At 71.8% G+C, this 17,042-nt stretch carries 20 protein-coding genes and 1 tRNA gene; 8 read left to right on the forward strand and 13 right to left on the reverse strand.

The window, feature by feature from the left end:
• Positions 1-126: EF-Tu C-terminal domain-related protein (locus V3T34_RS08945; RefSeq protein ID WP_462677503.1), on the forward strand; the 126-nt coding region annotated here is incomplete at its 5' end.
• Between the two features lie 139 nt (positions 127-265).
• Here V3T34_RS08945 and V3T34_RS08950 read toward each other — a convergent pair.
• Positions 266-499, reverse strand: a complete 234-nt coding sequence (locus V3T34_RS08950; protein ID WP_091744869.1) for a hypothetical protein — start codon at positions 497-499, stop codon at positions 266-268.
• Positions 500-622: 123 nt separating this feature from the next.
• On the opposite strand from V3T34_RS08950, the gene V3T34_RS08955 reads away from it, so the two are divergent.
• Positions 623-925: a hypothetical protein gene (locus tag V3T34_RS08955; protein ID WP_060849184.1), complete on the forward strand. Its 303-nt coding sequence runs from the start codon at positions 623-625 to the stop codon at positions 923-925.
• A 109-nt stretch (positions 926-1,034) separates the two neighbouring features.
• On the opposite strand, the gene V3T34_RS08960 is transcribed toward V3T34_RS08955, so the two are convergent.
• The 8 genes from V3T34_RS08960 to V3T34_RS08995 form a co-directional block, all read right to left on the reverse strand.
• Positions 1,035-1,688 carry a L,D-transpeptidase gene (locus tag V3T34_RS08960; RefSeq protein WP_060845680.1) on the reverse strand — a complete coding sequence of 218 codons (654 nt, stop codon included), beginning with the start codon at positions 1,686-1,688 and terminating at the stop codon, positions 1,035-1,037.
• A gap of 159 nt (positions 1,689-1,847) precedes the next feature.
• Positions 1,848-2,654: a transglutaminase-like domain-containing protein gene (locus V3T34_RS08965; RefSeq protein ID WP_060845681.1), complete on the reverse strand. Its 807-nt coding sequence runs from the start codon at positions 2,652-2,654 to the stop codon at positions 1,848-1,850.
• 137 nt (positions 2,655-2,791) lie between these two features.
• Positions 2,792-3,742, reverse strand: coding sequence for a transglutaminase family protein (locus V3T34_RS08970; protein WP_305078142.1), 951 nt, complete (start codon positions 3,740-3,742; stop codon positions 2,792-2,794).
• 140 nt (positions 3,743-3,882) lie between these two features.
• Positions 3,883-4,167 (reverse strand): hypothetical protein, encoded by a 285-nt coding sequence (locus V3T34_RS08975; RefSeq protein WP_305078141.1) that lies wholly within the window; start codon positions 4,165-4,167, stop codon positions 3,883-3,885.
• 184 nt (positions 4,168-4,351) lie between these two features.
• The gene (locus V3T34_RS08980) at positions 4,352-4,969 is read right to left on the reverse strand and encodes a response regulator (protein ID WP_305078140.1); all 618 of its coding nucleotides are present in this window, start codon (positions 4,967-4,969) and stop codon (positions 4,352-4,354) included.
• Between the two features lie 166 nt (positions 4,970-5,135).
• Positions 5,136-6,188 (reverse strand): transglycosylase SLT domain-containing protein, encoded by a 1,053-nt coding sequence (locus V3T34_RS08985; protein ID WP_305078139.1) that lies wholly within the window; start codon positions 6,186-6,188, stop codon positions 5,136-5,138.
• 262 nt (positions 6,189-6,450) lie between these two features.
• Positions 6,451-6,675: a hypothetical protein gene (locus V3T34_RS08990; protein ID WP_060845685.1), complete on the reverse strand. Its 225-nt coding sequence runs from the start codon at positions 6,673-6,675 to the stop codon at positions 6,451-6,453.
• A gap of 92 nt (positions 6,676-6,767) precedes the next feature.
• Entirely contained in the window at positions 6,768-7,394 is a 627-nt protein-coding gene (locus V3T34_RS08995) for a hypothetical protein (protein ID WP_305078138.1), read from the reverse strand.
• A 271-nt stretch (positions 7,395-7,665) separates the two neighbouring features.
• Here V3T34_RS08995 and V3T34_RS09000 point away from each other — a divergent pair, with 271 nt between their 5' ends.
• The 3 genes from V3T34_RS09000 (at position 7,666) to V3T34_RS09010 (ending at position 9,150) form a co-directional block, all read left to right on the forward strand.
• Positions 7,666-7,965, forward strand: a complete 300-nt coding sequence (locus V3T34_RS09000) for a hypothetical protein (protein ID WP_060845687.1) — start codon at positions 7,666-7,668, stop codon at positions 7,963-7,965.
• A 495-nt stretch (positions 7,966-8,460) separates the two neighbouring features.
• Positions 8,461-8,745 (forward strand): hypothetical protein, encoded by a 285-nt coding sequence (locus tag V3T34_RS09005; protein WP_060845688.1) that lies wholly within the window; start codon positions 8,461-8,463, stop codon positions 8,743-8,745.
• 237 nt (positions 8,746-8,982) lie between these two features.
• A complete protein-coding gene (locus tag V3T34_RS09010) occupies positions 8,983-9,150 on the forward strand; it encodes a hypothetical protein (protein ID WP_305078137.1) in 168 nt (55 codons plus the stop codon).
• Positions 9,151-9,163: 13 nt separating this feature from the next.
• Here V3T34_RS09010 and V3T34_RS09015 read toward each other — a convergent pair whose 3' ends face one another.
• Positions 9,164-9,376 carry a hypothetical protein gene (locus V3T34_RS09015; protein WP_244533438.1) on the reverse strand — a complete coding sequence of 71 codons (213 nt, stop codon included), beginning with the start codon at positions 9,374-9,376 and terminating at the stop codon, positions 9,164-9,166.
• Between the two features lie 174 nt (positions 9,377-9,550).
• Positions 9,551-9,627, reverse strand: a tRNA-His gene (locus V3T34_RS09020).
• Between the two features lie 172 nt (positions 9,628-9,799).
• Here V3T34_RS09020 and V3T34_RS09025 point away from each other — a divergent pair.
• Together V3T34_RS09025 and V3T34_RS09030 are read left to right on the forward strand one after the other, a co-directional pair.
• Positions 9,800-11,620: a chloride channel protein gene (locus V3T34_RS09025; protein ID WP_091885183.1), complete on the forward strand. Its 1,821-nt coding sequence runs from the start codon at positions 9,800-9,802 to the stop codon at positions 11,618-11,620.
• A 63-nt stretch (positions 11,621-11,683) separates the two neighbouring features.
• Positions 11,684-12,763: a tartrate dehydrogenase gene (locus V3T34_RS09030; RefSeq protein WP_091744849.1), complete on the forward strand. Its 1,080-nt coding sequence runs from the start codon at positions 11,684-11,686 to the stop codon at positions 12,761-12,763.
• 38 nt (positions 12,764-12,801) lie between these two features.
• Here V3T34_RS09030 and V3T34_RS09035 read toward each other — a convergent pair whose 3' ends face one another.
• Positions 12,802-14,445: a hypothetical protein gene (locus V3T34_RS09035; RefSeq protein WP_305078136.1), complete on the reverse strand. Its 1,644-nt coding sequence runs from the start codon at positions 14,443-14,445 to the stop codon at positions 12,802-12,804.
• 382 nt (positions 14,446-14,827) lie between these two features.
• Here V3T34_RS09035 and V3T34_RS09040 point away from each other — a divergent pair, with 382 nt between their 5' ends.
• Positions 14,828-15,691, forward strand: a complete 864-nt coding sequence (locus V3T34_RS09040; RefSeq protein ID WP_305078135.1) for a DUF1236 domain-containing protein — start codon at positions 14,828-14,830, stop codon at positions 15,689-15,691.
• Positions 15,692-15,707: 16 nt separating this feature from the next.
• Here V3T34_RS09040 and V3T34_RS09045 read toward each other — a convergent pair whose 3' ends face one another.
• Complete coding sequence (locus V3T34_RS09045; protein ID WP_305078134.1) at positions 15,708-16,865, reverse strand: helix-turn-helix transcriptional regulator; 1,158 nt, start codon at positions 16,863-16,865, stop codon at positions 15,708-15,710.
• Positions 16,866-17,042 lie beyond the last annotated feature (177 nt).

A 17,042-nucleotide genomic window follows, 5' to 3' on the forward strand; every position in this document is an offset into this window, starting at 1 on the left:
GGCGACAACGTGACCATGGACGTCACGCTGATCGTGCCGATCGCCATGGAGGAGAAGCTCCGCTTCGCCATCCGCGAGGGCGGCCGCACCGTCGGCGCCGGCGTCGTCGCCTCCATCACCGAGTAAGATCGACCGTCCTCGGTACGGAGCCCCATCGGCTCCGGACCCTGGATGGACGGGGCGGGCGCCTGACCGGCGCCCGCCCTTTTTCATGGCGGGCGGGCTCCCGCCCGCGTCCGGAGGCCGGCTCGCGGCCTCGCGCGGGTCACGCCAGGTCCGCGGGGCGGCTGCGACGGAGCGGGCCGACATCGGGCCCGTCGAGCACGTCGTCGACCGCGAGGGCGTCTCCCTCCAGCTCCCGGTCCGGCGGGTCGACCGCGCGGATCAGCCGGACGATCTGGACCGCCCGGTCGGCGCAGTCGGGCGCGAGGCGGGCGATCTCCTCGGCGAGTTCGACCACCGCGTCGAGGGTCCGCTGCCACTGGGTCGAGGTCGTCACGGGCGATCTCCGCGAAAGACGGGTCGGCGAGGGGGCCACGGCCGGGATTTGCCGGGCCGGGGCGGTTCGGCTACCGATGCGGCGTCCCGCAGGGTCGTCACCCTGCCAGAGAGGAACGCGATGATGCGAGGGTTCGTTCGCGCCGGCCTGGCCTCGGCCGCGGTTCTGGTCGCTGCCATGACCGGCTCGGCCTCGGCGCAATACTACCGCGAAGACGTGGCGCCGGGCTACGGCTACGAGCGCGTGCCGCCGCGCCGCGCCGTCGGCTACAATTGCGATGCGGTGCAGCGCGGCTTCACCGGCCCGCAGCCCTATTCCTGCCCGCTGCCCGGCCCGAGGCCGCTCGGCGCCCGCTGCTTCTGCGACGTGCCGATCGCGAGCTTCAGCGCGCCGCAGCCGCCCGCCCCGGGCCGCGTCGTCCCCTGATCGAGGCGGGCCGCCTCCGGGCGGCCCCTGCTCCGGACAACGAAAAAGGGCCGCCCGAGGGCGGCCCTTTCCGATTTCGATCCGGGCGGACTGAACGTCCGGTATCGCCTCAGTTCAGCACCACCACCTTGGCGCCGACCTTGACCCGCGAATACAGGTCGGTGACGTCGTCGTTGGTCATGCGGATGCAGCCCGAGGACACCGCCTGGCCGATCGTGTCCGGCTCGTTCGAGCCGTGGATCCGGTAGAGTGTGCCGCCGATATACATCGCGCGGGCGCCGAGCGGGTTGTCGATGCCGCCGGCCATGTAGCGCGGCAGGTCGGGGCGGCGGGCCAGCATCTCCTTCGGCGGGGTCCAGGACGGCCACTCGCGCTTGGCGGTGATCGTCTTGGTGCCCGACCAGGTGAAGCCCGGGCGGCCGACGCCGACGCCGTAGCGCAGGGCCATGCCGTCGCCCAGCACGAGGTAGAGGCGGCGCTCGGCGGTCGAGACCACCAGGGTGCCGGGGGCGTAGCCGCCGTTGAACGGCACCAGTTCCCGCGGGATCGGGGCGACCTGGGCCTGCTCGGTGCTGCCGGCGGCCTGACCCTGGCCGTAGTAGCCCTGGGTGGCACGGTAGCTCGGCGAGTCGTAGGGCTGGCCGGCGTAGTAGTCCTCGCCGGGGTTGGCGTCGAAGGGGTCGTAGGGCGCCGCCTTGGCCGGCGCGGAGGCAAGCACGCACACGCTCAGAACGCCCGCCAGGGCGGTAGCGAAGATCTTCATGGCCGGAGCCTTACCTCAGCAATTACCTTTGCTGTACAATGCTGTGTCGGCGCAGTGGTTCCCGGCTCCCGTGACGCTTGTTTCGACGGCGGAGTACTGAGGCCTGTGAGAGACTTCACGGGAGGTTGACGGGATCGGCGGCTTTCGAGCGATGCCGCCTCACGCGACCTCGTCGGTATGGACCTGGAAGCCGGCGAGGACCGAGGGGCCGAAGATCGTCGAGATCGCCACGTCGGTGGCGTCGCGCCCGCGGCCCATCAGGATGCGGCCGATGCGGGGCCGGTTGTGGCGGGCGTCGAACGTGTACCAGCGGCCGCCGAGATAGACCTCGAACCAGGCCGAGAAATCCATCGGGTCGGGGGCGGCCGGCACGCCGATATCGCCGAGGTAGCCGGTGCAGTAGCGCGCCGGGATGTTCATGCAGCGGCAGAAGGTGACGGCGAGGTGCGCGAAGTCGCGGCAGACGCCCTCGCGCTGGTTGAACCCGTCGAACGCGCTACGGGTGGCGTCGGCGCGCTGGTAGTCGAACCGGATGTGGTTGTGGACGTAGTCGACGATCGCCTGGACCCGGGCCCAGCCGAGCGGCGTGTTCCCGAAGAGCTGCCAGGCGATGTTCGAGAGCTTGTCGGTGTCGCAGTAGCGGCTGCCCAGCAGGTAGACCATCACGTCGTCGGGCAGATCCTGCACCGGGTGCTGCACGGCGTCGGGCGCGTAGTCGTCGGCCAGCCCGCTGTCCTGGACCAAGAAGTCGGCCGAGACCGTGAGACGGCCCGGCGGGGCGAGGATGCGGGTGCAGGTATTGCCGTAGCGGTCGGGATAGTCGCGCGCCGGGATCGGTGGATCGAACCGCAGGGCCGGGGAGGTGAGGCAATCGCCAAGCCGGGAGGGGTGGATGCCGAGCATCAGCAGCATCGGCGTCGGGGCCGGGGAGTCGAAGGTGATCGCGTACCCGGTCCTGATCTTCATGGCGGTGCTGGCTCCTCGATGCAGTCGACGCGCGATCGCTCTCGCGACAACACAGGGTAAGGCCGTCTCGCGTCCGCGAGTTGCATGAAGAAGCGGCAGGCCCTGGGCGAAGATGCGCCGTCCGGGCCAATCCGCCGTCAATCGGCGGCGACGAGGCGGACGGGGGCAGCGGAGGCAACCGGGGCCGGGCAGGAAGCGGGGAGCGCCGCCTCGTCGCGCTCGGTCACCCGGACCGTCACCGCCATGTCGAGGAAGTCCTCGGGCCGGCCGATCCAGCTGCCGTGCAGCGGCACGGCCTGGCCGGGATGGCGAGCCACCGCCACGCGGATCAGGTCGCGGTTGCCGACGATGCCGTTGGTCGGGTCGAACTCGACCCAGCCCGCCCCCGGCAGGTAGACCTGGACCCAGGCATGGGTGGAGCCGCCGCCGACGTGGAGCGCGGCCCCGTCCCGCTCCGGCACGTAGATGTAGCCCGAGACGAACCGGGCGGCCATGCCGAGCGACCGGACCGCCTCGATCATCAGCAGGGCGAAATCGCGGCAGCTGCCGCGGCGCAGGCGCAGGGTCTCGGCGGGATCCTGCACCCCCTTCTCGGTCCGAGCCTCGTAGGCGAAGTCGCGGCGGATCCCGGCCGTCATCGCGGCCAGCAGGGCGCGGGTCTCGGCGGTGCCGTCGGGCTCCAGGAAGCCGCGAGCCCAGGCCAGGACGGCATCGTCCGGATCCGGCCGCTGCCGCTCGATGCAGCGGGCGAGATCGGGCATCTCGTCGGGCTCGTACGCGAACGGGAAGCGCGCCGCGTGCGGCGCGAGGGCGAAGGAGAGCGGCGGCTCGGGCGTGTGCTCGAGGGTGATGCGGGCGACGAAGCGAAGCTCCTGCGCCCGGCCGCGGAAGCGGGCCACCGCGACGCAGTTGCCGAACACGTCGTGGATCCAGCGCAGGCTCTCCGGCTCGGGCGTGACCGTGAGCGACGCCGCGAGCAGGCGCTGGTCGTAGCTGTCGCGGGGCCGGAACAGGATCCGGTGCTCGCCAAAGCCGACGGGCCGACGGTAGCGGTAGGTGGTGACGTGGTCGACGGAGAGGATCGGCAAGATCGTTCGGGCTTCGCAAGATGATTCGCGCGTCGGCGCATGGGCATCGACGCCGCTGGGCTCGGCCGGGAGGAAACGGGCCGCGGCCGATCCGCCCCGACGGGGGGGGCGGCCGAGGGCCCGGACGAGGCCGGGAAGGCTCAGAGGCGCCGGGCGCGGGCCTCGAAGGCGGCCGCCATGGTGTCGCCGTGGCGGCCGAGGGTCTCGAGTCGCTCCGCCCGGCGATTCTGCTCGGCACCGTCGTCGCCCGGGCTCAGATCGGCGAAGACCCGCGCCTGCTCGGCCTGGCGGCGGTGGTGTTCGGCCTGCTCGCGGAAGAAGGCCGCCTGCTGCCCGGCGGTCTGCGCGTATTCGACGGCATACGCGTCGCGGCCCTGCCGGGCCTGGCCGTCGCGCTCGCTGGTCATCATGTGCAGGGTCGTCATGAGCAAGGATCCCCCGATCCGATTCGCCGGTCGCTCCGGCCTCCTTCCGGGCGCGCGGCGTCGATCGGCGCGGCCCTCGATCCAAAATCTAGGACAGGAGGGCCGCGCCGATCAAATCAACCCAGCCCCCCGCCGGGGGGATGCCCGGGGGCAGGCGGTCTGCCGTCCGGATTCCGAAGCGTCCTCAGGCGACCGGGGGACGGGGGTTGTGTGCCGCGTGCTCGGCGAAGGCCAGGAGGTCGGGCTCGCGGTCGAGGGGCACCGCCTGCGGCGGCAGGTGCGCGTCCGGGAGCCGGGCCGCGGCGTGGGGCGGCTGCGCCACGACGAGGTGGATGGTGGGCCAGAGCGTCGCGACCGCCCGGGCGAGTGCGGCCCCGTCGAGGGTGCCCGCCCGCTCGGTCGGCAGGCCGATCAGGACCAGGGCGACCTCGCCGCCGTGCAGGCGCAGGACGTCGAGGCCGTCCTGCGGGTGGCGGCAGCGCACCGTGTCGAGCCCGGCCCGGGCGAGGAGCACACCGGCCTCCCCCGCGCCCGGCACGTCGCCGACGAGCAGGGCGAGCCGGCAGGCCGTGCCCGCCGCGGGCGCGGTCGCGTCGTGCCCGGGTCGCGTCGCCCGGGTCGCCCCAGAGCCCGGCGCCTCGCTCGCTTCGATCTGGCGCAGCAGGGCACCGAGCCGCTCCGGAACCTCCTCGGCGATCAGGCCGTCATAGGCCGCCGCGAGGCTCGCGCCGAGGGCGTCGAGAGAGAGGATCGGGGTGAGTTGCGTACCGCCCGTCCGGCGTCCGGCGCCTGCCGCGCCCATCGTCACCTCCTGGTCCGCGTGGATCGTCGGAGGGATAAACCGCGATCCGGGGAGGTGGTTTCCGAAGCTGGAGGCTGAGCCGCAAGTCTTTTTTAGGGAACGGCTTTTTTAGGGAGCGGCATCTGTCCCGCGCGGGGCGCGGGCGCGCCCGCTCAGGGCGCCTGCGTCAGGGCGTCTCGGCGGCGTAGGCCATCACGCCCATCAGGGCGCCGACGTCGCGGTAGCGGGCGCCGCGGGTGCTCATCATCGCCTCGAACTTGTCGTGGACCTGCGCCACCGTCAGGCTGCGGGCCTTCCGGCGCCCGACACGCTCGTAGAAGATCGGTCGGTTGGCCTTGGCGGGCTTCGGCAGCAGGGCGGCTGCCTCGGCCTTCGGCTCCTCGACCACCTTGGCCATGAAGCGCTCGGCGTCGTCCGGCCCGAGGAAGTGGGCGAGGTAGGTCTCGCCGAGGGTGAGGTCGCGGCCGATCCGGGCGGCGATTCGGGCCGAATCGCGCTTGAGCATCTCGCCGGCCATCACCGCCGAGAGCGAGGGGTCGCGGCGCAGGTCGAGGATGCGGGCGCGCTCGGCGGCGTCCGCGACGCCGTTGTCGTCGCCGATCAGCGCGGCCTCGCGGGCGTAGCCGTGCCGGGGGCCGAACTCGCGCATGACCTGCAGCCAGGTCCGCTCGATGAACTGGTAGAGGCCCGTGGCAGAGGAGGTGCGGGCCTGGACCTCGGTCAGGAAGCTCGATTCCTTGTCGGCGACCGCCATCAGCAGCACCGGGTCGGTGCGCACCGTCGCGGCGGCCCGCACGATGGTCTGGACGAGGTGGCGGCGGATCCGCATCGGCCCGAAGGTCAGCACCTCGTTGGGGTCGCCCCCGGTGCTGGCGGCGAGCAGGTCGTCGTAGGAGACGCGGTCGACGCCGGACGAGCCGAGGGCGGTGTCGAGGTCGTGGATCGGCTCGCGCAGGGGGGCGATCGCCGGTGCGGAGGGCTGGGCCGCCCGGGCCTGCGCCGTCTGGACCTGGATCCTGGGGGTCGGCATCACCAGGAGGTCGGCCATCATGGTCACGGCCGGGCGGGCGGTCACCAGCTCGGCGCCGTACTGGTGCAGCAGCGCCGAGAGGCCGGCGGCCAGGCACCCGGCCGCCAGGATGGTCCGGGCCATCACCGGCACGCCGCCATGGGCGGCGCGGTTGCCGAACGAGAGGACGTCCCCGTGGGCTCCCGCCATCCGCAAGGAGCCTCGCTGTGCCGGTCCGTCCACTCGACGTTGCATCTGATGTATCGCCCCGGTTTCCGTGCCTGTACGGCGCAAGAAGCCGGCGAGATGTGGCGATATGACGGCGACGCTCGCGCAGGTCAGCACGATCCCGGGCAAGCTTCGCCGTATCGCGGTCCGAGCATTCGCCCCGTCTTACGGCCAAGCTCGACCTGCGGGGCGGCCCCGGCGATTGTCACCGGAGATGCTGCGGCGCAGCGAGAGGCCGGTCGTGTCAGCGGGCGGCGGGCTGGACGGCCTCGTCGCGGGTGCGCTGGCGCTTGTTGGCCTGGTGCCGGCCGAGCGCGCAGCCGGCGGCGGCGCCCGCGAAGGTGTGGCCGACGGCGTGGCCGGCGATGCCGCCCACGACCGCGCCCTTGATGCAGCCCTTGGCCTCGGCGGCCCCGGCGAAGCCGACCAGGCCCATGGCGAGCACGGCGGCGGACATCGTCTTGCGCATGGTGATCTCCCGTACGTCACGTCCAATGACGGCACAGAACAGCCGAAGTCCGGCCTTGGTTCCGTGGCGGTACGCGACGGCGGGCCCCGGCGTCAGGTGCGGGCGATCAGGTAGATCTGCAGCGCGATCTGGATCGTGAGCAGAACCACGATCAGCATGAGGAGGACGGCCAGCACGGCCTGGCCGCGGCTCTCGAACAAGGTGGACGTCGGAGCCGAAGTGCCCTGCAGCACCGGCGCCGGCCCCCGCGCTGGGATGGAGGCGGGGATGGCGGGCGGCGCCGGGACCGGGCGGGCCGACTCGACGCGAAACGCCTCGTCGGAGGTCACGAGCCGCGGTGGGATTTCCCGGGGACGCGCCTCGCCCGGCTGGGTCTCGAAGAACGGCCGGTAGGCCCCCACGGGTACCAGGATGCGTACCGGCAGGGTGCGGCCTTCCTCGGCATAGACCTCGTCGAGGACGCGGCGCAGGCGGCCGGCCTCCACGCGCACGCTCGGGTCGTTGCTGGGATCGAAGCTGTCGGCCCGGCCGAGGGCCTGGGTAGCGATCGTGTAGGCCTTGATGGCCTCGCCCCTGCCGGCCAGCTCCTCCTCCACGATGTAGCCCAGGAAGGCGGCGAGCTTGGGGGAGCGCCGGAACACCGGCATGCGCAGGCAGCCGTCGAGGCTGCGCCGCACGGCGTCGGCCGAGACGGTTTCCGCGCTGGTCTGCTCGCTCATCTCACCTCGTCCGGGCCTCGCATGGAGACCAGTCTCCCACTACAATCATTCATTCAAAAGGTGGCTCCCTACGTTATGCGCATGCGGTGACATGGTGCGGCGCCGCGACGTCTTTCGGACTGATACAGATCATTGACTGGCGCTGACGGACGGATTGTCGCAATCCGGCATGGTGCAGTGCAAGAGCGCTCGTGTGGAGATCTTGGATCATTAACCGATCGCTAACCATACCGGTCGAGGATCGGCCGAATCCGACCGCACGAGGTGATCCATGCCGCAAGCTCAGACCCGCCCGCTGCCCACGGCGTTCGCGCGCTACCCGATTCCCCTCGAGCTGCTGGCGGTCCTGCACCGCGCCAGCGAGGACGACGTGGACGCCCTGGTCGCGCGGATGCCCGAGACCGGACGCGCCCGGCTGGCGGCCTACTGCACCGACAAGGATCACCTGCACCGGCTCGGCCTGCGCATCGCCGGCACCTGCGACGAGGCAGCCCTGGCGCGGGTCGTCGGGGCGGATGCGGGAGCAAGCCTCTACGCCCAGTCGCGCCCGGCCGGGATGCTGCCGAGCTGATGCTGTCCGGCCGGACGCCGCTCCCGGCCTGCTTCTCACGATCCCAGATCTCGTTCTCGCCGACTGCCGGGGCTGCGCCATGCGCGGCCCCTTCGCTTCGTCCGAGGCACGGGCGAGCCTGGGAGCACGCCTCGCGGCCCCCCGGAACGTCCGGGCGTGCGCTCCGAATTTTACCTTGCCCCAAAGAAAAAAGGCCACCTTTGCGGGTGGCCCGAAGTCTAGGGAGGAAACGCCCAAAGAGGGCAGCAAGGCCGCGACGCCATCGCGACCGTGCGATGCACAAAATAGCGTGCGGCGCACAAAACGCAAGCGAATTTTTCGGATTGGGTTCGATCGAACCACCGCTTCCGGCCTCGGACCGCGAGCTGGCTTTCGGGTCGCGCCTTCGCGAAAGCGCGACCATAGGGGCAGCCAGTATGCCGCAGCCCAATGGCCAAGGAACCGCGACTCCCCGGTGTCGGTTGAGGCGGCACGACAACCAGTGGAGGAAACACCATGACGCGTCTCGCCGCCATCGGCGCCGGCCTGTTCCTGCTCGCCGGTACGCTCGGAGCCGCCGCCGGGCCCTGCGCCCCGGGCCAGACCGCCCAGAAGATGGACAAGACCTCGAACGTCGACCCCTCGGCCACCGCCTCGGTCTCGCCCGGCGCGAAGGCGGAATCGCCCGGCACCGTCGGGGCGATGCAGAATGTCGGCTCGCAGACGGCCACCTCGCCGTCGGACGTGTCCCGCCAGTCGAAGGGCGAGAAGACCGCCGCGCAGCAGGCCAACGACTGCTGAGCCGAAGCACCCGAACGACATCCTGACGACGGCGCGGGTGATGCACCCGTGCCGTCGTCGTGCATCGCGGCCGCGCGAACGTCGGCCGACGCGACTTTGGGCGATGTCACCTTGGAGCGACGCGATCTCCGGGCGGCTTGGCGCGTTGGATGGCCGCCGGTGCCGTCGCGGCGCCCGGGATACGACGGGCCGAGAGACGAGGACGGAGGAGAGACCATGGCCGACAGGACACCCGAGATGGCCCGCGCCCAAATCGCCTACGCGCTCCAGGCCAAGCGCGATTCCCTCGCCGCCGCCGCCCTAGCCCTCAGGGAAGCGCCCGAGGACCCTGAGGTACAGCGCATGGTCGACCGGCTGACGGAGGATGTCGGCCGCCTGGAGATCCAGCTGCGCGGCGCCTTGTAGGCAGGCGCCGCGATCAGGCGGCGGGCACACCCTTCAGGTAGCCCTTTGCACGCAGGTACTCCCGCAGGATGAAGCAGATCGCGTCGCCGCGGGAGAGCTGCTCCACCGCGGCGAACTCGGTCAACGCCACCGCGATCTCGTCCGGAATGTGGAACGCCTCCTCGTCGCCGGCGGCGTCGGGCGCGCCGGCCTGGGCGGCGCTCGGCGTGGCGGGGATATCGGTCATCAGGCGCCTCCGGATCTCGTCGGGTATCGCACCGCAACGCCGATCGTTCCCGCCGTGAGGCCGACAGGGATCGACTGGCCGGTAAACCACGCGCGAGTTGTTCGGAAGGTCTATCCGACCTGGTCGCTCGCCGGGGGCGCTCTCGCCAGCCCGGGCTCCGGTCCATCGATGTCGTGGTACCGCCACCCCGGCTCGAACGGGGGACCTCTAGATCCACAATCTAGCGCTCTAACCAACTGAGCTATGGCGGCTCGCGACGAGGGGGTGTGTAGTCGGGCCCGAGCGCCGTGGCAAGCGCCGATCTGCGGTTCGGGGACCGGAAAGCGCGGGAAAGTGCGCCGGCTGTGGATGCGAAGCCGGTCGACCGACCGCCTCCGGCACCGTACACCGCGGGGCATTCCCCATTCCCGCCCCGACGGTTCGATGACGCCGAAGCCCGAGACGGTCCGCCGCGCCCTGACGGAGAGCGCCCTCGTGCTGGCCCCCGGATCGCTGCGCGCCTGGGTGCGCAGCGGCGAGATCGGCCTGATCCTGCTCGCCGCCCTGGTCGGCTGCCTGTCGGGGGGGCTCGTCAGCCTCATGGGCTGGGCGGCCCAGGCCGCGCACGAGCGGCTCTACGGCCTCGGCCTCGACGAGCGGCTGAGCGCGACGCCGCACGTGCCGCCCCTCGTCGCCGTCGGGGTGCCGGCGCTGGGCGGCGTGGTGCTGGGCCTGGTGATCTGGCTCGGCGGGCGCTGGCGGCGGGCACCCGGCCGGCCGGTGATCGATCCGATCGAGGCCAACGCCCTCCATGGCGGGCGCCTGTCCCTGCGGGATTCGGTGCTGTTGGCGGTGCAGAACCTGATCTCGAACGGCTGCGGCGCCTCGGTCGGGCTCGAGGCGGGCTACACCCAGATCTCCGCCGGCGTCGCCTCGCGCCTGGGCCTGAGCTTCGAGCTGCGCCGCGCCGACATGCGCATCCTCGTCGGCTGCGCGGCCGCCGCCGCCATCGCGGCGGCGTTCGGGGCGCCGCTCACCGGCGCGTTCTACGCCTTCGAGCTGATCATCGGCACCTACGCCATCGCCTCGCTCACGCCGGTGGTCACCGCGGCGCTCGCCGGGGCCTTCGTGTCGCGGGCGATCCTCGGCCACCAGACGGTGATCATGCTGGGGCCGACCCCGCCGGTCGGCCCGGCCGACTACCTGCCGACGCTCGGCCTCGGGCTGATCTGCGCCGGGCTCGGCATCCTGATCATGCAGGGCGTCACCCTGGTGGAGGAGGGGGTGCGCCGCACCCGGCTGCCGCCGCTGGCGCGCCCCGCCCTCGGGGGGCTGGCGGTCGGGCTGCTGGCGCTGGTGGCGACGCCCCAGGTGCTGTCGGCCGGACACGGGGCGCTCCACCTCAACCTGACGGAGGACGGCGCCGCGATCGGGGCGGCCGGGCTGATCTTCCTGTTTCTCGCCAAGGCGCTCGCCTCGGCGATCTCGATCGGCAGCGGGTTCCGCGGCGGGCTGTTCTTCGCCTCGCTGTTCCTTGGGGCGCTCGCCGGCAAGATCTTCGTGATGCTGGCCCCGCCCCTCGTCGCCATGGTGCTGCCGCCCGTGACCTACGCGGTGGTGGGGATGAGCGCGCTCGCCGTCGCGGTGATCGGCGGGCCGATGACGATGACCTTCCTGGCGCTGGAGGTCACCGGCGACTTCCCCATCGCCGGCCTGGTGCTGGTGGCGGTGATCGCGTCCTCGCTCACCGTGCGCAAGACCTTCGGCTACTCCTTCGCGACCTGGCGCTTCCACCTGCGCGGCGAATCGATCCGCAGCGCCCACGACGTCGGCTGGATCCGCACCCTCACGGTCGGCCAGCTGATGCGGCGCGAGATCCGCACCGTGCGCGCCGACACCACGCTCGCCGCGTTCCGGCGCGCCTTTCCCCTCGGCTCGGGCACCCAGGTCGTCGCCGTCGACGAGGCCGGGCACTATGCCGGCATCGTGCTGGTGGCCGAGGCCCACGCCGCCCCGATCGACGACAAGGCCGCCGAGACGAAGGTCGTCGACCTGCTGCGCTACCGCGACGAGGTGCTCCTGCCGCAGATGAACGCCAAGGAGGCGGTCGCCCTGTTCGACAAGGCGGAGAGCGAGGCGCTGGCGGTGGTCGAGAGCCGCGAGGCCGCCCGGGTGATCGGCATCCTGACCGAGAAGCACACCCTCAAGCGCTACAGCGACGAGCTCGACCGCCAGCGCAGGGCGAGCGTCGGGGATGTGGCGTGAACGGCGATTGACCGATCCCGCCCGATGCGCGACGGCAGGACCCATAACAACGAGGAGACACCCATGCCGTCAGCCAAGCGCCATTACCGCATCGCCGTCATCCCGGGGGACGGGATCGGCAAGGAGACGGTGCCGGAGGGCGTGCGCGTGCTGGAGCAGGCGGCCAAGCGCCACGGCTTCACCCTGCAGCAGGACTGGTTCGACTTCTCGTCCTACGACTACTACGCCAAGCACGGCCGGATGATGCCGGAGGACTGGAAGGCGCAGATCGGCGGGCACGACGCGATCTTCTTCGGCGCCGTCGGCTGGCCCGAGAAGATCCCCGACCACGTCTCCTTATGGAACTCGCTGATCCTGTTCCGGCGCGAGTTCGACCAGTACATCAACCTGCGGCCCGTCCGGCTGATGCCCGGCGTGCCGAGCCCGCTCGCCGGCCGCAAGCCCGGCGACATCGACTTCTGGGTCGTGCGCGAGAACACCGAGGGCGAGTACTCGTCCGTCGGCGGCCGGATGTTCCAGGGCACCGACCGCGAATTCGCCGTGCAGGAATCGGTCTTCACCCGCCGCGGCACCGACCGGGTGCTGAAATTCGCGTTCGAGCTGGCGAGCGCCCGGCCGAAGAAGCACCTGACCTCGGCCACCAAGTCGAACGGCATCTCGATCACCATGCCGTACTGGGACGAGCGGGTGCAGGAGATGGCGCGCCACTACCCCGACGTCGCCTGGGACAAGTACCACATCGACATCCTGACGGCCCACTTCGTGCTGCATCCGGACTGGTTCGACGTGGTGGTGGCCTCGAACCTCTTCGGCGACATCCTGTCGGATCTCGGCCCCGCCTGCACCGGTACGATCGGCATCGCGCCGTCCGGCAACATCAACCCGGAGCGGGATTTCCCGTCGCTGTTCGAGCCGGTCCACGGCTCGGCGCCGGACATCGCCGGCCAGGGCATCGCCAACCCGATCGGTCAGATCTGGTCCGGCGCGATGATGCTCGAGCATCTCGGGGAGAAGGAGGCCGCAGCCGAGATCGTCGCCGGAATCGAGCGTGTGCTCGCCGAGCGGACGCTGCGCACCCGCGACCTCGGCGGCAACGCCGACACCACCGCCTGCGGCACGGCCGTCGCCGAGGCGATCGGCTGACGGAAGAGGGCGCCCGGCTCGCCGCCGGGCGCCCCTCGTCACTGGCGGATGATGCTGCGGATCGAGCGTTGCGGCTCCGGCCCGCCCGCCCGCAGCGCCTCGGCTCTGGCCGGGCAGCCCGGCGTCACCTGTCCGGCGATGCAGCTGGCGAACAGGAAGCCCCAGACGAAGTCGGTCTGGATCGCCAGCGGCGTCGCCGGCTGGCGGCTCGTCGCGTACCAGTTCGGGTCCGGCACTCCGTTCGCGCTGCGCAGGTAGCCGACATCCGAGGCCTCGCTCACGAAGACGCCGAGCGGCAGCGGACCCGTCGAACCGTTGGCGCCGAGGCTGGCCCGGGCGTGGCAGGTGATGCAGGATGACGAGTTGACGAAGCCGCCCTCCGTGACCGAGTTGCCGAGGCGGGTGGCCTGCCCGGTCGCGGAAGTGAACTCGGTCTGCGTTCCCTTGAGGCGGTAGCTGTTCCAGGCCGGATCGCTGGCGACGGGCCGAAGCGGGTTGCCCGCGGCGGCCGGGCCGGTCCCGATCCCGAGATCCGACAGCACCTTGCCGAGTGCCGGCGAGCGGGTACCGCCCGGATAGGTCTCGCCGAGCTGGAAGACGAAATCGCCCAGCCGGAGGTTGTCGCAGGCCGTCTTCGGCCGCGTTAAGTTGGTCGCCTGGTCCGGCCGCAGGCCGGTATCCGACGAGGCGTAGCCGTAGGAATCGTTGCAGCCGGTATAGTCGCAGCGGCCCGGACTGCCGACATGCTCGAACGTCGCCCAGACCCAGTTGGGGATGTCCTTCGAGGAGATGTGGAACGCGACCAGCCAGTGGATGCCTTCCTCGAAAATAGGTGAATTGTTGTCGTTGGCCGCACTCTTCATCATCATCCTGATGTGAGGATTGGCGGGATCGTCGCGCAGGCCGAGTTCCTGGGCGCGCTTCTCGCTGAGCCAGTTGCTCTTGATCATGACGGCATCGACCGGGAAATCGACCTCGACCAGCGCGCCCGGCTTGCCGACCTGGCGATAGGGCATGAAGTCGGTGTCGGAACCGGGGTTGGCGTAGGCGGTCGCCCGCTGGAAGATCGCCTGCAAGCCCTGCTGGTTGTAGAGGTCGTTCCTGAACACGAAATCGAGCATCGGCTTGTTGCGGAAGACGAGCTCGGCCATCGACTGGCGGATCTTGCGGCCGGGATCGGAATCGCGGACCGCCCCGGCCCCCTGGACCTGAGCGGGACGCATCGGATCGTCGCCGAAGCGCGTCGCGTGCGCCTTGGACAGCGGCTGCCCGACCCGCAGGGCCATGGTCCCGGGCGAGCCCGCATGGTCCCCGGGGAAGTAGGGGCATTGCCCCCCCGGCTGCGTGGGATCGTCGTAGCCGGGATTGCTCGCCGAATCCGGCGTGCAGCACGAAGTCCCCGGCGGCTGGCCCGGCTTGCAGAGCGCCAGGGGTGCCGCGGGCCAGGTCTGCTGATCGGACGCCCAGTCGGTCCAGAAGCTCTGCCGGATGCTTTCGGCGAAGAGCTTCCAGGCGACCATGTCCGGGCAGGTCATGGCCGGGTTGGTGGTCGGCCCGGTGATCCGGATCTTGCCGTTCTCGACCGTCATCGCGCAGCCGGCCGCGTCCCGGGGTTTGCTGTCACGGTAGAGGGCGTCGAGGATGCCGTTGCGCGCACCCTTGCATTGATCCGTCTGCGCCATCGCTTGACCCGCCGTCGCGAGCAGGCATGCCGCCAGTCCCAGGCGACTCAAGATCGAGTTGATCGACATACCACCCCTCCAGCACCCCATTCGAGGACAGATCGAGAGGGCTGCGATTCGCCGCCATTTGCAATTTATAATTTAGATTTATTTTGAATAAGACTTTTCCATTGGTGGATTTGCTGAAATCTACGCGGCGACCCCGGCCAGGAGACCGGAGTGTCCGGCATCGCCCGGTACGCGGTGCGCCAGCAGCGCGCGCGGCGTCGCCGCCCCGGCGCCTCGCGTCCCGGAACCATTTCCCACACCTCTCCGTTGCGGCCCGGCACTGCGGCACCCGGCACGGTCGGCCGTGCGGGCGCGGTGTCGGGAGAGGGGTCACATGAGCAAGCTCATTCGCGGCAAGGCACTTCGTGGAACGATGACGGCGGCCGTGCTGGTGCTCGGCGCGGCCACGGCATTTGCGCAGGGCGGGGCAGGCGGTGCCGGCGGCGGAGCCGGGGGTGGCGGCGCGGGTGCGGCCGGCGGAGCCGCGGGCGGCGGTGGCGGAGCCGGCGGTGGTGCCGGCATGGGGGCGGGCGGTGGCGCGGGCGGTGCGGCCGGCCCTCGCGGCGGGGCCGGTGCGGCCCAGCCGGGCGGTGGGGCCGGGCCGGCGGGTGGCGCAGGCCAGCAGCCGGGTGCCCCCGGTGGCCGGGCCGGTGGCGAGGGCGCTCAGCCTGGTGCCGGCGGGCGCGGGGCCGAGCAGGGCGAACGGGGCGGACGCGGGGCCGAGCCGGGCGGCGAGCGTGGGGCGGAGCGGGGAGAGCGTGGTGAGCGCGGCGCCGAGAGAGGCGAGCGCGGTGAGCGCGGCACCGAGAAGGGAGAGCGCGGTGAGCGCGGCGCAGAGCGTGGTGAGCGCGGAGAGCGTGGTGAACGGGGAGCCGAGCGGGGCGAGCGTGGGGCCGAACGCGGCGAGCGCGGTGGCGGTCGCTCCGAGGCCCGGGGCGCCGTCTCGCGCCTCGACACCACCAAGCGCACCGAGTTCCGCCAGACCATCGTGCGCTCCGGCGTTCGGCCGCTGACGGGGGTCAACTTCGCCTTGCGCGCCGGCGTCGCGGTGCCGCGCTCGGTGACGCTGCACGCCCTGCCGCCGGCGATCCTCACCCTGGTCCCGGCCTATCGCGGCTTCCAGTACGTGCTGGTCGGCGACGACATCGTCATCATCGATCCCGACACCTACGAGATCGTGGACGTGATCCCGGCCTGAGGCCGGCCGCTCCGGCTCAGGCGCGCTGCCTGAGCCGGAGAACGAACACCGCGAGTTCGGATTGCCGCGACACCCCGAGCTTGGCGAAGACCTGCCGCAGCTGCGAGCGGGCAGTCTCGTGGCGGATGCCCAGCGCCTCGGCCGCCTGCACCAGGGAGCGCGACCCGTCCATCAGCAGGGCGAGGCGGGTCTCCGCCGGCGACAGCCCGAGGGCGGCGAGACGGTCGCGCTCCCGGGCCTCGTCCGCGGCGCTGCCGCGCAGCACCACCAGGGCGAGCTGGTCCGGCACCAGCAGCCGCGCCATCCCGACGACCCCGCGCAGGTCCTGGCGCAGCCCGATCGCCGTGACCTGCCAGCGCGTCGCCCCGATCCGGACCGGCCCCTGGCTCGCTGGGAGAACGGCGGGCCCCGGCACGCCGCCGCAGGCGAGCGCCACCTCCCGGGCCACGGTCTCGGCCAGCCGCGGGTCCCGCACCTGCACCCGGTCGAGGGCGCCGACCCGCAGGACCGTTCCTTCCGCGAGGAGGTCGTGGCCGGCCCGGCTCGCCTCGACGAGGCGCAGGTCGCGGGTCACCACGAAGGCCGGGTCGGCCACCCGCTCGAGCAGCGTCTCCCCGGGCCCGCGGGCGGCGCCCGGGGAGAAGCAGGCCCGGTTGGTCTCGATCGCCCGGCGCATCCGCGGCCCGATCCGCGCCATGACCTCGCCGAGCCGCCCCTGCTCGCGCGCCGCCCGCGCCTGCTCATGCTGCAGGTTCAGCACCGCCAGGCGGCCGTCTGCGTCGAGGAGCTTGATCCCGCTCGAGGCCGTCATGCCGCCGAGCCGCGACAGCCAGTCGGTGTAGAACTCCGTGTGGTGCAGCGTGGCGGCCGGCATCCGCTCCTCGGAATGCATCGACACCATCTCGGGCGTCGACAGGATCACCGAGATCCACGGGTTCACCGCGCCGTAATGCGCCTCGTAGGCGGCGACGTCGGCCGGGTCCCAGCCCCAGTGCACGAGGGGCAGCCCGGTCCCGGCGGCGGCGTCGACGACCTGGAGCACCGGCCAGATGCCGGGCATGAGCCGGCCGATCGTGGCCATCACCCCGTCCCAGGCGCCGGGGTCGCAGGCGGCGTGGTCGATCGCGAGGCCGATTTCCTCGCTCACCGCCCGCAGGCGCTCCGCCTCGCCCATCGCCGCCGACCCCGTCCGCCCGGGGCCGTCGCCCCGGGGCGGAAACGGTGTCACGCGGGCGCGGCAATTGTCCAGGCTACCGATGCATGGCGGGCTCCGGCGCCCGTTCTTCGAGCAAGGCGCGGCTTGCTCGCGCTGGCGCGCACGACTAGGGTCCGGCCCGCTCGAAGACCCGGA

This window comes from Methylobacterium ajmalii, from assembly GCF_036448855.1.
Lineage (GTDB): Bacteria > Pseudomonadota > Alphaproteobacteria > Rhizobiales > Beijerinckiaceae > Methylobacterium > Methylobacterium ajmalii.

Excerpts from the sequence above, each read along its gene's own strand:
- V3T34_RS08975 (WP_305078141.1), bottom strand. The coding sequence starts at position 4,167 with ATGACGACCCTGCACATGATGACCAGCGAGCGCGACGGCCAGGCCCGG.
- V3T34_RS08955 (WP_060849184.1), top strand. The coding sequence starts at position 623 with ATGCGAGGGTTCGTTCGCGCCGGCCTGGCCTCGGCCGCGGTTCTGGTC.
- V3T34_RS08995 (WP_305078138.1), bottom strand. The coding sequence starts at position 7,394 with ATGAGCGAGCAGACCAGCGCGGAAACCGTCTCGGCCGACGCCGTGCGG.
- V3T34_RS08985 (WP_305078139.1), bottom strand. The coding sequence starts at position 6,188 with ATGGCGGGAGCCCACGGGGACGTCCTCTCGTTCGGCAACCGCGCCGCC.
- V3T34_RS08980 (WP_305078140.1), bottom strand. The coding sequence starts at position 4,969 with ATGGGCGCGGCAGGCGCCGGACGCCGGACGGGCGGTACGCAACTCACC.
- V3T34_RS09030 (WP_091744849.1), top strand. The coding sequence starts at position 11,684 with ATGCCGTCAGCCAAGCGCCATTACCGCATCGCCGTCATCCCGGGGGAC.
- V3T34_RS09035 (WP_305078136.1), bottom strand. The coding sequence starts at position 14,445 with ATGGCGCAGACGGATCAATGCAAGGGTGCGCGCAACGGCATCCTCGAC.
- V3T34_RS09015 (WP_244533438.1), bottom strand. The coding sequence starts at position 9,376 with ATGACCGATATCCCCGCCACGCCGAGCGCCGCCCAGGCCGGCGCGCCC.
- V3T34_RS09025 (WP_091885183.1), top strand. The coding sequence starts at position 9,800 with ATGACGCCGAAGCCCGAGACGGTCCGCCGCGCCCTGACGGAGAGCGCC.
- V3T34_RS09005 (WP_060845688.1), top strand. The coding sequence starts at position 8,461 with ATGACGCGTCTCGCCGCCATCGGCGCCGGCCTGTTCCTGCTCGCCGGT.
- V3T34_RS09040 (WP_305078135.1), top strand. The coding sequence starts at position 14,828 with ATGAGCAAGCTCATTCGCGGCAAGGCACTTCGTGGAACGATGACGGCG.
- V3T34_RS09010 (WP_305078137.1), top strand. The coding sequence starts at position 8,983 with ATGGCCCGCGCCCAAATCGCCTACGCGCTCCAGGCCAAGCGCGATTCC.
- V3T34_RS08990 (WP_060845685.1), bottom strand. The coding sequence starts at position 6,675 with ATGCGCAAGACGATGTCCGCCGCCGTGCTCGCCATGGGCCTGGTCGGC.
- V3T34_RS09045 (WP_305078134.1), bottom strand. The coding sequence starts at position 16,865 with ATGGGCGAGGCGGAGCGCCTGCGGGCGGTGAGCGAGGAAATCGGCCTC.
- V3T34_RS08965 (WP_060845681.1), bottom strand. The coding sequence starts at position 2,654 with ATGAAGATCAGGACCGGGTACGCGATCACCTTCGACTCCCCGGCCCCG.
- V3T34_RS09000 (WP_060845687.1), top strand. The coding sequence starts at position 7,666 with ATGCCGCAAGCTCAGACCCGCCCGCTGCCCACGGCGTTCGCGCGCTAC.
- V3T34_RS08960 (WP_060845680.1), bottom strand. The coding sequence starts at position 1,688 with ATGAAGATCTTCGCTACCGCCCTGGCGGGCGTTCTGAGCGTGTGCGTG.